The organism is Micromonospora cremea (assembly GCF_900143515.1).
Classification (GTDB): Bacteria; Actinomycetota; Actinomycetes; order Mycobacteriales; family Micromonosporaceae; genus Micromonospora; species Micromonospora cremea.
Window position 1 is genome coordinate 2,894,526 of sequence record NZ_FSQT01000002.1, and the last position, 15,169, is coordinate 2,909,694.

Here is a 15,169-nt window from a genome sequence, read left to right on the forward strand (position 1 = left end):
CCAATCCACCTGGCCGTTTCGTATCGGCAACGTTGGGTCATCGCCGTCTTTGTAGAAGTCGTCCAGGCAGAGCACTGGCAACCCGGTTTGCTGCGCTATGTACGACTTTCCGGAGCCAGAAGGGCCGGCGAGCAGGACAACGCGGTGCGGATGTTTCATTACCTTCAGTTACTCCGACCAGACGGACTGCTATCAAATCGCATCAACATCTCATCACACCTTCGGCGGGTGACAACCTGGGCTTTCTTCTTGCCGGGCGGCGTGATGGAATCTCGGGGGTCCGACCCGCCGGGTCGGACGCTGGGCGTTGCCCGGGGCAACACGTTCAAGCTGTAATCGCGAGGGCGGTGACGTGAGCAAACGGCCAAAGACGGCGGGCTCCTTCCTGTCGCGGCTGCGCCGGCCGGCCAGCCGGCTCCGGGACATGCCGATCTGGTCCAAGCTCGGTCTCATCATGATCGTGCCGACCATCGCCACGGTCGTGGTGGGCACCAGTGGTCTCGTCGACCACCTGGAGACGCTCAACAATGCCAACCGTGCCGGCGACCTGGCCAACCTGTCGAGCTACTCAGGTGACCTGGTCGACACGCTGCAGGATGAGCGGACCACCGCCGTGCTGCTGCTGGGGGCCAAGGGGACGCAGCCGACGGCGCAGTACCAGGAGGCATACAACCGGGTGAACTCCCGGGTCGACCAGGCGAAGGGCCCCTACCTGCAGCAGCGGGCCGAGATCGAGGACCTGCCGAGCAGCCTGGATGGTCTGCTCGACGGGATCGACCAGACCCTGAAGGACCTGCCGGGCGTCCGCAGCCAGGTGTTCAACGGCAAGCTCAAGCTCACCGAGACCATTCAGGCGTACGAGGGTCTGATCAACGATCTGCTCGCCATCCGTGACTCCGCCACCCAGCTCGCCGGTGACAACGACCTGAGCGACCGGATGCGCGCCGCCGCGGCGGTCGCCCGGGAGAAGGAGTTCCTCTCCGTCCGCCGGGTCGTCGTGCACCGCGCGCTCGGCTCCGAGCAGCGGCGGATGACGCCGGTGCTGCGCACCGACTACATCGCCAGCGGCACCGGCCAGCAGCAGGCGTTGCAGAGCTTCAAGGCCGTCGCCAGCCCCGACGAGGCGAAGTTCCACGACCAGACGGTCGCCGGCGGTGACCGCCGGCAGGCGCAGAACTACACCGGCTGGATCGACGGCAACACCACCGGCGACATGCGCGGTGCGCCGTTCGGCCCGGACCAGTGGGACTCGGCCATGACGGCCAACGCCAAGCTGATCCGCACCGTCGAGACGAAGCTCGACGGCGACGTGGTCGCCGAGGCCGACAACCTGCGCTCGGACGTCCAGCGTCAGGTGTTCCTGGAGACCGGCCTGCTGCTCAGCATGCTGCTGCTGGCCATCCTCTTCGCCTACCTGGTCGCCCGCTCGATGGCCCGCTCACTGCGGGACCTGCGGCAGGGCGCTCTCTCCGTCGCCCAGTACGGCCTTCCGCAGGCGGTGGCCCGACTGCGTGACCCGCAGGTCGTCGGGCAGCTCTCCCCGGTGCAGTTGGCCAACCAGATCGCCGAGCCGCTCCCGGTCCGCAGCAAGGACGAGTTCGGCCAGGTGACCGAGGCGTTCAACGCCGTCCACCTGGAAGCCGTCCGGACGGCCGCCGAGCAGGCGGCGCTGCGCGCCTCCGTCGCGACCATGTTCGTCAACCTGGCCCGCCGTTCGCAGATCCTGGTCGACCGCCTCATCGGGCACCTCGACCGGCTGGAGCGCGGCGAGGAGGACCCGGACCGGCTGGCCGAGCTGTTCCAGCTCGACCACCTGGCCACCCGGATGCGCCGCAACGACGAGAACCTGCTCGTGCTCGCCGGCGCGGACTCCACCCGCGTGCAGCGCGAGCCGGCGGCGCTCATCGACGTGCTGCGCGCCGCGCAGTCCGAGGTCGAGCACTACACCCGGATCGAGTTCGGGGTCATCGACCGGGACATCGAGGTCGCCGCGCACGCGGTCAACGACCTGGTGCACCTCGTCGCCGAGCTGTTCGACAACGCGACCGCGTTCTCGCCGCCGGACTCGCAGGTGATGGTCGAGGCCCGCCGGGTCGGCGACCGCGCCTCGCTTTACGTCGAGGACCGCGGCATCGGCATCAGCAACGATCAGTTGCACGAGCTCAACGAGCGCCTCGCGACGCCACCGCAGGTGGACGTGGCCGTGTCCCGGATGATGGGCCTGGTCGTGGTCGCCCGGCTGGCTTCCCGGCACGGGGTCCGGGTCGAGCTGCGCCCCGGCGGTGACCGTGGCACGGTCGCCGACGTGACCCTGCCGACCTCGGTGCTGGTGCCCCGGGCGCTCTCCGGCCGGGTGCAGCAGCCGCCGGCGCTGCCCGCGGCTGGTGGCCCGCAACTCGGCGGCCCGGCGCCGGCCTTCGGCGCGCTCCCCGCGCTGGGCAACGTGCCCCGCCCGAGCGAGTCCGGCAACCAGGTCACGCTGGGCGGCCGCCCGTTCGACCCGGCGTCGCGCAACGGTGCCGGCACCCCCGCCAACACCGGTGCGTACCGCTCGATGCCGGCCTGGTCGGACCTGACCGGTGCGGCCGGAACGAACGGCGGTGACGGGTTCACCCCGCGGACCGCCAACGGCCAGCCCATCGACCCACTGCCGCAGCGCCGCTCCGGCGACGACTCTCCGGACGCGGGCCAGCAGCCGGCCATCCCGCGACAGCTGCCCAGCAGCCCCGAGGCGCACCCGTACTCGCCGCCGCCGGTCTCCGCGCAGCCCTACTCCGGCGCGCCGGTCTCCGCCTCGCCGGCCTCCGGCCAGCCGTACTCCGCGCAGCCCTACTCGGGTGCGCCGTACGCCGGTCCTCCGGTGTCCGCGTCGCCGGTCTCGGCCGCCCCGGCCTCCGGTCAGCCGTACTCGGCGCCGCCCGCCGGGCGTCCGTACTCGGCGCCGCCCGCCGGGCGTCCGTACTCGGCGCCGCCGGCCGGTCAGCCCTATTCCGCTCCGCCGGCATCGAGTCAGCCGTACTCGGCGCCGCCGGCCTCCGGCCAGTCGTTCAGCGGCTTCGCGCCCCGATCGGCCCCGCCCGCCCAGACGCCCAACGCCCCCGCACCGCCGGCCTGGCCGCCGGTGCCCGGTGGCGACCGGGACGCCGCTACTCCGCCGGTGCCCGAGCGGCTCGCAGCCGCCCTGGACATGACGACGGAGCTGCCACGGGTGCAGCGACCCGCCGAACAGCCTGCCGCCTCGGCTCAGCCGACGGCACCGACCTCGGCGGCACCGGTGCAGAACCGGCCGGCGCCACAGCAGCCGCAGGCCCAGAACCGGCAGCGGTACGCGGACGAGACCATGGAGCTGCCGATCTTCCGGGAGCTCGAGTCGGCCTGGTTCCGTACCCGTCGGCCGGGTCCGGAGGAGGCGTCGGCTCAGGCGGCCGCACCGGCCGCCCAGCCGGCGGTGAATGGCGGAACCGCGACCCAGCAGTTCGCGACGGTCGAGGCCAGCGGTCGGGCAGTCCACAAGACACCACCCGGGACGACAGGTAACACACCGATGGCAGACACTCCGACGGCCGGAGGAGCGCCGCGGGACAACGGGTCGACAGCGAACGGGGGCGCCCGCCCCAGCCTCGCCGAGAGCCTGCCGACCCGCCGGCCCCAACAGCAGCAGACCAACGGCTGGCAGACTGCCGCCGACGACGGCTGGCGCGCCGCCTCGGCAGCGGCCAGCGCGGTCCCGGTGAGCGAGACCACGACGACCGGTCTGCCGAAGCGCAAGCCAATGGCGCAGCTGGTCCCCGGCGCGGTGGAGAAGCCCACCACCTCGGTCCAGCGGCGTTCCCCGGAGGCGGTCCGTGGCCTGCTCTCCGCCTACCACCGGGGCGTGCAGCGAGGGCGTAGCACCTCGGACAACCCGACCAGCCCGGAGGCGACTCCGGGAGGGCAGCAATCCTCGCAGTCTGGCTCAGGCCCAGCGGCCGGGAGCGGGCAGAAGGAGCAAGAAGGATGACAACTACGCAGGATCTTGGTTGGCTGCTGGCCAACTTCGCCGACCGGGTGCCCGGTGTCGCGCATGCGGTCGCCGTCTCGGCGGATGGCCTGCTTCTCGCGTCGTCACGGGATCTCCCGCGGGACCGGGCCGATCAGCTCGCCGCGATCGCGTCCGGTCTGGTCAGCCTCACCCAGGGGGCGGCCCGCTGCTTCGAGGGAGGCGCGGTGCTCCAGACCGTCGTGGAGATGGACAATGGCTTCCTGTTCCTGATGTCCATCTCGGACGGCTCGTCCTTCGCCGTGTTGGCCGCCCGCAGCTCGGACGTCGGGCAGGTCGGCTACGAAATGGCGTTGCTGGTCGACCGGGTGGGCGACGCGCTGACCCCGCAGCCGCGTGCGGCCGCGGGCATGCTGGGCTGACGCCCCGCCGATCGTGAGGTCGGCGCTACCGCAACAACGACAACGACGGGTTTCACCGGTGGGAGCCGGTGCGGGGTACGAAGGAGGTGAGCGGCGACATGGCCGATCGTGACGAACCGACCGGAGCGTTGGTCCGTCCATACGCCGTGACCCGCGGTCGTACCCGTCCCCGGCTCGACATCGCGCTGGAGGCGCTCGTCGAGACGACGGTGCGCGGCCGGGCCGCTGCCAATGGCAACGGTGGCCGCGAACACCAGTACATCGCCGCGCTGTGTGACGGACGCGTGCAATCGCTTGCTGAGATCGCGGCGCGGCTGCAGCTCCCGCTCGGTGTGGCCCGGGTGCTCATCGCCGACATGGCGACGGACGGCCTGGTCGCAGTCCACGAGCCGACCATTTTGGACGACTCCGACGACGCGGTGGGCACTGAACTGCTGGAGAGGGTGCTGAGTGGACTTCGCAGGCTCTGACATGTCGCACCGCCCGCCGAACCCGAGTGGGCGCGTGACGTCGGCGAAGATCGTTATCGCCGGTGGATTCGGCGTCGGTAAGACGACGCTGGTCGGCTCGGTCTCGGAGATCACGCCGCTGACCACCGAGGCCATCATGACCTCCGCTGGCGTGGGCGTCGACGACACCCGGCAGGTGCCGGGCAAGACGACGACCACGGTGGCCATGGACTTCGGCCGGATCTCGATCGACCGTGACCTGATCCTGTACCTGTTCGGTACGCCGGGTCAGACCCGATTCTGGTTCATGTGGGACGAACTGGTTCGGGGCGCGATCGGTGCGGTCGTGCTGGTGGACACTCGCCGGCTGGCCGACTGCTTCGCGGCGATCGACTTCTTCGAGCACCGGCGGCTGCCGTACCTGGTAGCCATCAACTGCTTCGACGGGATGCAGTACCACGACCCGCAGGACGTTCGGGACGCGCTGGCGATCTCGAGTGACGTGCCGGTGGTGGCCTGCGACGCCCGCAACCGGGAGTCGACGAAGCACGTGCTGATCTCGCTGGTCGAGTACGTGCTCACCATGCGGCGTACGCGCGCCGTCGCCCCGGCCTGACCGGGCGATCCGCGCCCGGTGGTGGCTCCGGCCGCCACCGGGCGCTGAGTGCTGTCCGGGGCCGCCACTGCGGGCACGCGGGACGGCAGGGGCCCGGCGTTCACCTCGACGGTGCTCAGCGCGCCATCAACGGCCCCGTACGCCGGCGTCACCGTGCAGCCCTGGCCCGCGCACCCGCACCGCCCGGCGAGCCGCTGTGCGGCGATCAGGCGGGCGCACGCCGACGGCTCCCGGGTGAGCCTGCAGACGAGGGTGCGGTCGGTGAGTCGGGCACGATGCCGTCACCGGAGCACAGCGGGCCCAACGGCAGCCACAACCCGGCGCCACCGGGACGAGCACCATCGCCGTCCCGGCCCGGGTGCCGCCGATCAGGGCGTGCACCCGGGGTAGGAGGCCGGTGGACCGTTGGTCAGGACTGGTAGCCGGCGGAGCGGTACTCGTATTCCCGGTCGTCGTCGCGGTCGCCGTGGTCACGGCTGAAGTCCCAGCCGCCGGCGGCCTCGCGACCCGGCCGGCCGCCCACCGCGAACCCGCCGATCTCCTGCCCCCGACGCCAGCCACGGAAGTAGCCGGTCGTGTTTTCCGCGAGGCTCGCCGCGTCACGCACTATCCGCAGTGGACGCTCCTCGCGCAGCGGGGACCCCGGCACCAGGTTGGCCTGCGGCACGCGCTTCGGCAGCCCGGCCGTCGTCTCGGCACCCACCGCGGGACGGGCCGCCTGCTCGGCTGCCTGCCACCCGGTGTCGGCCGTGGTAGACCAGTCCAGGTCGGACTCCTCGGGCTGCCCGACGAACCAGGCCGACTTGGCCTGCGCGAAGATCAGCAGGTCCCCGTCGCCCTCGTCCGCCACCGGCGGCGGCCGGTGCTCGACCGGAGGCGACGGCCGGTGCTCGACGGGACGCTCCACGCGGGGCGCGGGGCGGCCGTTGCGGGCGGCCTGCTCCCGGTCGACCAGCCGCAGCGGCGGCGTCTCGAGACGCGGGTCCGTGGGCGGGTTGAGACGCGGGTCGGTCGGCGGGTTGAGACTTCCCTCGCGCAGCGCCCGGTCGGCCAGCGGTGGCGGCTCCACCAGCCGCAGCATGGGTGGCTCCTGCGGCAGGTCGTCCGCCAGCCAGGGCGGGGTGACCCGGCCGTCGGCCCGGCCCGGGTCGGTCGGGGCGTCGATGCCCCGGCCACCGCCGTACGAGTAGGCCGCCGGGTTGTTCGGCGAGCTGTCGGCCGGGTCCTCCGGGTTGTTGACCAGCGGCCAGTTGGCCCGGGAGCCCGGCGGTGCTGACTCCTGGCCCGGCCGGGGCGTGGGCACCGGGATGCTGAGGTCGGTGACGCTGAACCCGCCGGTGGGGGGCTCGTCGACCGGGCGCTGAAGGTGGCTCGGCCGGGGCTCACCGTTGGTCTTGGGGCGGGGCGGGATGACCGTGCGCTGCCGCTCGGCCCGCGCGTTGTTGATCGCCGCGGTGGTCAGCGTCGGCCGGAACGGCTCGCCCGCCTCGGCCGGTGGCACCGCGCCGCGCTGCGACGGCGCGATCGGGGTGATCCCGGGCGGCGGTGGCGGTGGCGAGGAGACCGGCCGGTTGGTCGGACCGTCGATGCGGCTCGGGAGAGGCTCGCCGCGCCCGGGCGGGGCGGACACCGGCGGGCCGGCGACCGCTGCGGGGGCGACCGGAGCGGGTGCGACCGGCGGCGGGGTGATCGGCGCGGGGGCGACCGGCGGTGGCCCGAGCGGGCGCGGCGACGCGAGCGGAGCGCCGCCCGGGATCGGTTCGGGGCGGCTGCGCCGGCCTCCGCTGGGCGCGGGCTCGGCGGCGGCCGGAGTCGGCCGGACCGCACGCAAGCCGGTGCCGGTGGTGGACAGGCCGGCCAGCTCGCCGACCGACTCGCCACGGCGGGCGGCGGCGCGGCGGCCGGGTGCCGGCGCGGGCGTGCTGGCCCGCGCGCTGAGGGCGCTGACCAGCGCCTCGCACCCGGCGTCGCAGGCCCGGACGGAGGCGACCGCCTGCCGGACCGTCTCGGCCACGGCGGAGGTGAGCGCCCGGTTCACCGCGGCGCGGCGGGGCGTCTCGGAGATGGCGACCCGCAGCGCGGTGACCGCCTCGTTGATTTCGTCGGCGTCGGCCACCCCGTCCGCGGCGAGGTGCGCGGCGATGGAGTCCGCGGCCACCGAGACCTCACGGCCCCGGGCCACGGTGCCGCCCAGCATGCCCGGCTCGGGCAGCGCGTCGAGTACCGCCAGCGAGACCGGCTCGGCCGGGTCCGGGTATGCGCGCAGCGCCGCCGGGTAGAGCTCGCGCAGCACCTCGCGCAGCGCGACGGCGGCGGAGTGCCGGCCGCTGGCCAGCGCGGCGTGCGCCGAGAGCACCTGCTTGTAGCCGGCGAGATCCCGGGGCGCCGGCAGGGTGACCGCGGAGAGCGCGCCCGCCTGCAACGCGCGGGCCAGACCGACGGCCCGCCGTTCGGCTGGCGGCGACTGCATCTCCTCCAGGGAGTCGTCGTCGGCGAACCGCTCGGCGAAGTCGTCCACCGAGTCGTCGTCCGCGATCGCCAGCGGCCGACCCGCCGCGCTCAGCAGCGAGGTGACCGTGTGGTCGTCGCTGTCGGCGGCGATGGCCGCACCGCTCGGCCCGCCCGACCGCTCCACGAGCAGCGCGACGAGCTGGGCGTAGCCAGCCGCGTCGTCGCCGATCTCGCAGACATGCAGCAGACGGCCTGCGTCGTCGACCACAGCGGACGTCAGCGTCGAACCGGCCGAGGCCGGTCGGTCAGCCGGATCCGCCGAGGCCAGACCGCAGTACACGCGCACGAGCGCCACGGCGTCGTCCTCCTCCCGGGACAGGTCTTTCCTCTGCCAGCAACTGATGCTCCCCGGTACGGGTCAGTCGCGCCAGTCCACGACCGCAGAGATCTTGCCGACAATGGTGCGCCAACCCAAACTTGCGGTCTGTGCCCCGATTTTCTTGAGCCGTCGCCGACCCATGAAGCCGCCGATCCCACCGTTGGCGGTCGCCCGCAGCGCCTCGTCCAGGTCGTCGAGGCTGGAGTCGGCGGAGAGCATGTCCAGCACCGCAGGCAGCCGCAACGCGTACGACAGGTCACGTGCGGCCTCGCCGGCCTTGATCAGCAGGGTCGAATCCCAGGTGTCGTGCCCGCCGCGCAGGTTCTCCACGACGAGGTCGAGCTCGTAGGTGTCCTCGTCGAGCGGCGCGATGTCGGCCGGCTCCACCCGTTCGGACAATTCATTCCAGCTGTCCAGTTGGGACAGATCATTTGGAGCGCCGGAGCGGATGAAACTGACCAACGACTCGGGGGTCTTGAACAGCAGCAGCTTGCCCCGGTGGCTGAGGAAGATCGGCACTTCCTCGCCGTCGGCCTCGTCCGTGACGGTCTCGTCGTCCGCCTCGTCGACCGCGTCCGCGCCGTCGCGACGCCGTCGCGACGGCGTCTCCTCGTCGCTCTCGGCGAACTCCTCGGCCAGCTTCTCGTCGAGGATGACGACGGTCTCGTCGTCCTCCTCCTCCTCGATCACCTGGCGACGGGCGAGGAACGGGTCGTCCTGGTCGCGCTCGGTCACGTCGGTCGGGGTCAGCTCGTTCGCCGGCCGGTACGCCCGCAGCGTGAAGCCGCTGCCGGCGGGCAGGGCGATCTCCACCGGGTCGATGTGCAGCTCGTCCCAGAGCGACCGGTCGGTCGACGCCGACGCGCGGCCGGTCTCCTCGGCCTCGTCGAGATCTGGCTCGGCCGGGCCGGTGGTGTCGTCGAGCTCGGGCTCGTCGGCGTCGGGCCGTTGGGGCGACTGGCGGGCCACGCTGACCTCCGTGTGCTTCGGGTTGCCCACCCGCCGGCGTCTCGGACGGCGAGTGACTCTGGGCACATACCCTAGTCGGCGACCCTGGGTGACCGGTGCCGCACCCCGGTGACCGATTGGCGCACCGGGTCGGGCCTGCGGGTCGTCGCGGGTGCCTCCGGTGGCGTACCGGCGATTCGACAAGTAGCGTAGCTACGCATGAAGGCCCAGGAGTTGCACGGCCATCTCGACGCACTGCTGCTCGCCGTGCTCGAACAGGGCGCGCTGCACGGGTACGCCATCATCGAGGCGCTGCGGGCGCGCAGCGACGGCAGCCTCGACCTGCCCACCGGCACCATCTATCCGGCGCTGCGCCGGCTGGAGCGCGCCGGGCACGTGGCGAGCACCTGGAGCACGGTCAACGGCCGGGAGCGGCGGACGTACCAGCTCACCGACTCCGGTCGGCAGGCGCTGGCCGGGGAGCGCGCGGGTTGGCACGAGTTCCGCGTGACGGTCGGCCGGTTCCTCGACCCCGGCAGCCCACCCAGCACCCCGGCCTGAGCCGCTCGGCGGCCGTGGCCCGGTGCGCCCACCGGCCCGGCGCACCACGGTCAGCCACTGGCCTCGCGCCGACGGACGGGTGTGCGGCGGGTCGCCGTGGTTCAGCGGACGGTGGCCAGCAGCCAGCCGCGCGCCGCGCGGGCGAGTGAGAAGTAGGCGCCCCCGACCAGCACCGCGCCGATGATCATCGGCGGCCAGCTCAGCGCCGCGTCCCAGAGCCCGAGCGACCAGGCGAAGAGGGCGGTGCCGGCCAGCATGCCGAGGACCAGGATGCCGGTCAGGCCGGCGCCCACCGCGCGCTGCGCCATGGCCAGACCCGGCCGCGGGGACCGGGCGCTCGCCGCCACCACCAGCAGACCGGCCACCGCGAGCAGCAGCGCACCGCCCCAGATCCAGTTGACCGAGGCGGAGAGCAGCAGGTAGACGGCCGGCGGGTGCGGGCCGTCGCTCCAGCTCGCCCCGTGCCAGGTCAGGTCGCCGGCCACCACCAGCACTCCGGCCACCGCCAGCATCCGCAGGGAGAGCCCGCGCAGCGCACCCACCGCCAGCTCGGCCTGCCAGGAGGGGAGCAACTGCGCCGGGGAGCCGAACTCGGCCACCGCGCGCCGCTGCGCCTCGGTGGGCGGCACGCCATCCTCGCGGTACGCCTCGACGGCGTCCAGCAGGCCGTGCCGGGCCTCGGTGAGCAGGTCGGACTTCAGTCGGGCCGGCCCCTGCAGCCGGGCAGCAAGCTCCCGCAGGTGCTCCTCCACCAACACGTCCTCACAGCGCGGCATGGCACCACCCTGCCACGGACGGCGGTGCGCCGACGTCCGGGAGAACCCTGGTCCGTCCCGGAGCCCGGTCAGGGGGTGAGAGCCAGGTACCCGCGTTCGGCCGCCGCCTGGAGCAGCCACTGGTCCCGGTACCAGCCGGGGGCGGTGACCAGCTCGGCGTGCCGACCGCGCTGCACCACCCGGCCGCCGTCGAGGACGACGATCTCGTCCAGCCCGGCCAGCCCGCTGAGCCGGTGGCTGATCAGCAGTACCGAGTGCCCGGCGGGGGTGGCGGCGAGGGCGGAGGCGAGCACGGCGTCCGCGGCGGTCGGGTCCAGCCCCTCGGTGGGCTCGTCGAGCACCAGCACCGGCGGCGCGGCGAGCAGGGCCCGGGCGAGCGCTAGCCGTTGCCGCTGGCCCCCGGAGAGCTGGCCGCCCTCCTCGCCGACCAGCGTGTCCCACCCTGCCGGCTGGGCGTGCACCCACTCCAACAGGCCGGCCGCGGCGGTCGCCGCGATCAGCTCCTCCTCGCTGGCCCCGGCACGGCCGAGCAGCAGGTTCTCCCGCACCGTGGCGTGAAAGACGTACGCCTCGGCGAGCAGCCCGCCGACCGCGCGGGGCAGCTCCTCCTCGGCGTACGCCGACAGGTCGCGGCCGTCCAGGGTGACCCGGCCGGACGTGGGCTGGACCGCGCCGGTCAGCACGGCGGCCAGGGTGCTCTTGCCGGCTCCGCTCGGGCCGACCACCGCGATCCGGCGCCCGGCGGGCAGGTCCAGGCTCACCCGGTCGAGCGCGGGCGCGGCCCCGGCCCGGTACCGCACGGTCACCTCCGCGAAGCGCAGCTCGTGCGCGCCGCCTCCATCCACGGCACCGACGGTCAGGTCCGCGGCGGCACGCGGGGGAGTCGGCAGGTCCGCGTCGAGCAGGGCGGCCACCCGGGCCAGGCCGGGCCGCAGCTGGGTCCACTGCCGGGCCGCCGAGACCAGGGCCAGCGCCACCTCGACGGCGGCCAGGGTGCCGACGGCCAGTACGCCGACCAGCACCCCCGGCACGTCTGCGGCCAACGCGGCCAGCACCACCCCGGCGGCGGTCAGCCCGGCGACCAGCACCCCGGCCGCGTCGACCGCGAACCCGGTGGCGGCCAGGCGGCGTTCCAGCCGGGCCAGCCGGCCGGCCCGCTGCTCGGCGGCCCGCAGCGCGGCGTCGGTGGCGCCGAAGGCGGCCAGGTCCGCGGCGCCGTGGGTGAGGTCGACCGCGTCGGTGGCCAGCGCGCCGCGCAGTGGGGCCACCTCCGCCGCGTTGCGCCCGGTGACCGCGGTGGCCAGCGCGGGCAGCGCCACCCCGGCGATCAGCAGCCCGGCGGCGAGCGCGCCGGCGGCCGGCAGCGAGATCAGCGCCGCCCCGGCCACCGCGAGCACCCCGACCAGTGCCGCCGCCGAGCCCGGCACCAGCACCCGCAGCAGGAGATCCTGCACCGCCTCGACGTCGGAGACCAGCCGGCTGAGCACGTCGCCGGAGCGGTGCGCGGCGGTGCGGCGGGCGGCGAGCGTGGCGAAGACCCGGGCCCGGACGTCGGTGATCATGCAAAGGACCGCGTCGTGCCCGGCGAGCCGTTCGGTGTAGCGGAACACGCCCCGGCTGATCGCCAGCGCCCGGACCGCGACGATCGCCACGGTGAGCCGGTCCAGCGGCGGCTGGCCGGCGGCGCTCATCAACAGCCAGGTCGCGGTCGCCATCAGGGCGAGCCCGGCGAACTCGGTGGCGGCGGCGAGCAGTCCCGCGCCCACCAGCCGGCCCAGGTACGGCCGGGCCAGGCGCAGCACCGTCCGCTCGGCGGTCGCCCGCCCGGCCGGGGCCGCGTCGACCACCGGCTCCGGTGGCTCGGCCGGCGGGCCCGGCCCGCCGGCCGGCGGCTCGGGTGCCGCGTTCATCGGATCACCTTCCCGGTCGGTTCGGGCGTCAGCTCGGTGACCCGGCCATCCTCGATCCGCAGGATCCGGTCGGCGTCGGCCAGCAGTGCCGGGCGGTGCGCGACCAGCAGCGCGGTCCGCCCGGCGACCAGACGGCGGGTGGCGTCGAGCACCACCGCCTCGGCCGCGGTGTCCAGGCGTGCGGTGGGCTCGTCGAGCAGCACCACCGGGGCGTCCCGGAGGAACGCCCGGGCCAGGGCCACCCGTTGCCGCTGCCCGCTGGACAGCCCGTGCCCACGCTCGCCGAGCAGCGTCTCCAGCCCGTCCGGCAGGCCGGCCACCACGTCGTCCAGTGCCGCGTCGCGCACCGCGGTGGTGAGCGCGTCGGGCGGGGTGTCCCGCGCGCCGAGCCGGATGTTGTCGGCCAGCGAGGCGGCGAAGAGATGGGCCCGCTGCGGCACCCAGGCGAGCTGGCGCCGCCAGGCGTCCGGGTCGGCGGTGGCGAGGTCGACCCCGTCCACGGTGACCCGGCCGCTGGTCGGGGTAATGAAGCCGAGCAGCAGGCCGAGCAGGGTGCTCTTGCCGGCGCCGCTGGGTCCGATGATGGCGATCCGCTCACCGGGCCGGACGGTCAGCGTCACGTCCCGCAGCGCGGTGGTCCGCTCGTACGCCACGGTCACCGACTCGAAGCTGATCTCGCCACGGCCGTCCGGGGTGGCCGCGCCCTCGGTGGCCCGGGGTGCGGCGGGCGCGGCGGAGATGGTGAGCGCCTCGTCCAGCGCGGTGAGCCCCTCCATGCTGGCGTGGAAGCGGCTGCCGGCGGCGCGCAGCGGGAGGTACGCCTCCGGGGTGAGCAGCAGCACCAGCAGCGCGGTCTGCAGGGCCAGCCCGCCGCCGAGCAGCCGGATGCCGACCGGCACCGCGACCAGGGCCACGGAGAGGGTGGCGACCAGCTCCAGCACCAGCGCGGAGAGGAACGCGATCCGCAGTGTCTTCATGGTGGCGACCCGGTGCCCGTCGGCCATCCGGCGGACCACCTCGGTCTGCGCCCGGGCCCGGCCGAACGCGCGCAGCGTGGGCAGCCCGGCGACCATGTCCAGGAAGTGCCCGCCCAGCAGGGAGAGCCGGCGCCACTGCCGCTCCGTGGCGGCCTGCGCCTGCCAGCCGAGCAGCGCGCCGAAGACCGGGATCAGCGGCAGGGTCAGCGCGATGATCACCGCCGAGCCCCAGTCGGCGAAGACGACCCGGGCCAGCACCGCCACCGGCACCGTCACGCTGAGCACCAGCTGGGGCAGGTACCCGGTGAAGTACGCGTCCAGCGCGTCCAGCCCGCGCCCGGCCAGCGTGGCGAGCTGACCGGCCCGTTGCCCGGCGACCCAACCCGGCCCGTGCCGGCCCACCGCGCCGAGCAGGTCGGCCCGCAGCGCGGCCTTGACCGTGGCGGCGACCCGCGCCGAGACCGTGCCCTGCGCCCAGACCAGCGCCGAACGGGCGAGGACCGCCACCGCGAAGCCGGCCAGCGCAGGCCGGTTGAGGCGGCCGTCGACGGCGGTGGCCAGCACCGCCGCCAGCGCGGTGGCCTGCGCCACGATCAACCCGGCGGCGAGCACCCCGAGCAGGGCGAGCACGGCAAGATCGCGCCGGGCCGCGGGGACCCGGCGCAGCAGACGCGGGTCGAAGGGACGGCGGTTCACCAGTACACCGGTGCCCTGCCGTCGGTCCGTCCCCGGAAAACCCACCAGCACATCGCCTGGAAGCCTAGTAGGGCCGGCAGCAGCGGCAGCGCCACCCAGCCGAGTAGCCGCAGCGTCGGCGCGCTGGCGGCGGCGTCGGCCACCGTCAGCGAGGCACCCGGGTCCGTCGTGGACACCAGCACGTAGGGCCAGAGGGCCGCGCCGACCAGCGCCACCGGCAGCGCCAGAGCCGCGCCGGTGGCGACCAGGGCCCACCCCGGCCGCCGTCGGGCCAGCGCCGCGCGGGCCACCAGCAGCGCCGCGACCAGCAGCACCGGCAGCAGTACGGCCACCGCCGGCCGCTGGACGGCGTCGCGTACCCGGGCGGAGAGCAGCCCCACGACGGTGGCCAGGGCGACCGCGGTGAGCGCCACCGGCACCAGCCGGCGGGCCGACCGGCCGACCACGGCGGCGTCGGCGGTCGGCAGCCGCAGGGTGAGGAAGGTCGCACCGTGCACCGCGACCAGGGCGACCATGGCCAGCCCGGCGGCGGCCGCGAACGGGGTGGCCAGATGCGACACCCCGACGACGTGCCCGTCGGCCTCGCGGGGCACGCCCTGCAGCAGCGCGGCCAGCAGCACGCCCCAGCCCAGCGCGGCGAGCACGCTGCCGATCACCACCACCCGGTCCCAGCGGGCCCGGATCCGTTCGTCGGTCGGTCGGCTGCGCAGTTGCACTCCCGCGGTCACCAGGACCACACCGACCAGCGCGCCGGCGACCGCCGGGTAGCACCCGGAGAGCAACTCGCCCTCCAGCACCGGAAAGGCTCCGAAGAGGATGCCCACGGCGGCCACCAGCCAGACCTCGTTGCCGAGGAAGAACGGGCCGAGCGCGGTGAGCGCGGCCCGTCGCCCGGCCGGGCCACCGCCGCGGGCGAGCAGCAGCCCGACGCCGTAGTCGTAGCCGGCGAGCACCAGGTAGGCGCCGAAGAAGAGGCCGAGCAGGGCGTACCAGGCGAGGTCCACG

11 protein-coding genes are annotated in these 15,169 nt (G+C 74.5%); 5 read left to right on the forward strand and 6 right to left on the reverse strand.

Annotated features, from left to right (window positions below; genetic code table 11):
- Nucleotides 1-352 precede the first annotated feature (352 nt).
- From BUS84_RS27060 to BUS84_RS27075, 4 genes are all read left to right on the forward strand, one after another.
- On the forward strand, nucleotides 353-4,000 hold the full coding sequence (locus BUS84_RS27060; RefSeq protein WP_074316692.1) for a sensor histidine kinase: 3,648 nt from the start codon (nucleotides 353-355) through the stop codon (nucleotides 3,998-4,000).
- On the forward strand, nucleotides 3,997-4,401 hold the full coding sequence (locus BUS84_RS27065; protein ID WP_007455462.1) for a roadblock/LC7 domain-containing protein: 405 nt from the start codon (nucleotides 3,997-3,999) through the stop codon (nucleotides 4,399-4,401). The genes BUS84_RS27060 and BUS84_RS27065 overlap by 4 nt, the downstream gene beginning before the upstream one ends.
- A 98-nt stretch (nucleotides 4,402-4,499) precedes the next feature.
- The gene (locus tag BUS84_RS27070; protein WP_074319149.1) at nucleotides 4,500-4,871 is read left to right on the forward strand and encodes a DUF742 domain-containing protein; all 372 of its coding nucleotides are present in this window, start codon (nucleotides 4,500-4,502) and stop codon (nucleotides 4,869-4,871) included.
- A gap of 1 nt (nucleotide 4,872) precedes the next feature.
- Entirely contained in the window at nucleotides 4,873-5,466 is a 594-nt protein-coding gene (locus BUS84_RS27075) for a GTP-binding protein (RefSeq protein WP_007455465.1), read from the forward strand.
- Between the two features lie 409 nt (nucleotides 5,467-5,875).
- Here BUS84_RS27075 and BUS84_RS27080 read toward each other — a convergent pair whose 3' ends face one another.
- Nucleotides 5,876-8,296, reverse strand: coding sequence for a transposase (locus tag BUS84_RS27080; protein WP_074316694.1), 2,421 nt, complete (start codon nucleotides 8,294-8,296; stop codon nucleotides 5,876-5,878).
- A 39-nt stretch (nucleotides 8,297-8,335) separates the two neighbouring features.
- Nucleotides 8,336-9,295, reverse strand: coding sequence for a DNA primase (locus tag BUS84_RS27085; protein ID WP_074316696.1), 960 nt, complete (start codon nucleotides 9,293-9,295; stop codon nucleotides 8,336-8,338).
- A gap of 168 nt (nucleotides 9,296-9,463) precedes the next feature.
- On the opposite strand from BUS84_RS27085, the gene BUS84_RS27090 reads away from it, so the two are divergent.
- Nucleotides 9,464-9,805, forward strand: a complete 342-nt coding sequence (locus tag BUS84_RS27090; protein ID WP_074316698.1) for a PadR family transcriptional regulator — start codon at nucleotides 9,464-9,466, stop codon at nucleotides 9,803-9,805.
- Between the two features lie 101 nt (nucleotides 9,806-9,906).
- On the opposite strand, the gene BUS84_RS27095 is transcribed toward BUS84_RS27090, so the two are convergent.
- The 4 genes from BUS84_RS27095 to BUS84_RS27110 all read right to left on the reverse strand — a co-directional run bounded on the left by BUS84_RS27095 (nucleotide 9,907) and on the right by BUS84_RS27110 (nucleotide 15,168).
- A complete protein-coding gene (locus BUS84_RS27095; protein ID WP_074316700.1) occupies nucleotides 9,907-10,581 on the reverse strand; it encodes a permease prefix domain 1-containing protein in 675 nt (224 codons plus the stop codon).
- Nucleotides 10,582-10,649: 68 nt separating this feature from the next.
- Complete coding sequence (cydC, locus tag BUS84_RS27100; RefSeq protein WP_074316701.1) at nucleotides 10,650-12,491, reverse strand: thiol reductant ABC exporter subunit CydC; 1,842 nt, start codon at nucleotides 12,489-12,491, stop codon at nucleotides 10,650-10,652.
- Nucleotides 12,488-14,164, reverse strand: a complete 1,677-nt coding sequence (gene cydD, locus BUS84_RS27105; RefSeq protein WP_074316703.1) for a thiol reductant ABC exporter subunit CydD — start codon at nucleotides 14,162-14,164, stop codon at nucleotides 12,488-12,490. Before cydD ends, cydC begins: the two co-directional genes overlap by 4 nt.
- Nucleotides 14,161-15,168, reverse strand: a complete 1,008-nt coding sequence (locus BUS84_RS27110; protein WP_074319150.1) for a cytochrome d ubiquinol oxidase subunit II — start codon at nucleotides 15,166-15,168, stop codon at nucleotides 14,161-14,163. The genes cydD and BUS84_RS27110 overlap by 4 nt, the downstream gene beginning before the upstream one ends.
- Nucleotide 15,169: the final 1 nt, after the last annotated feature.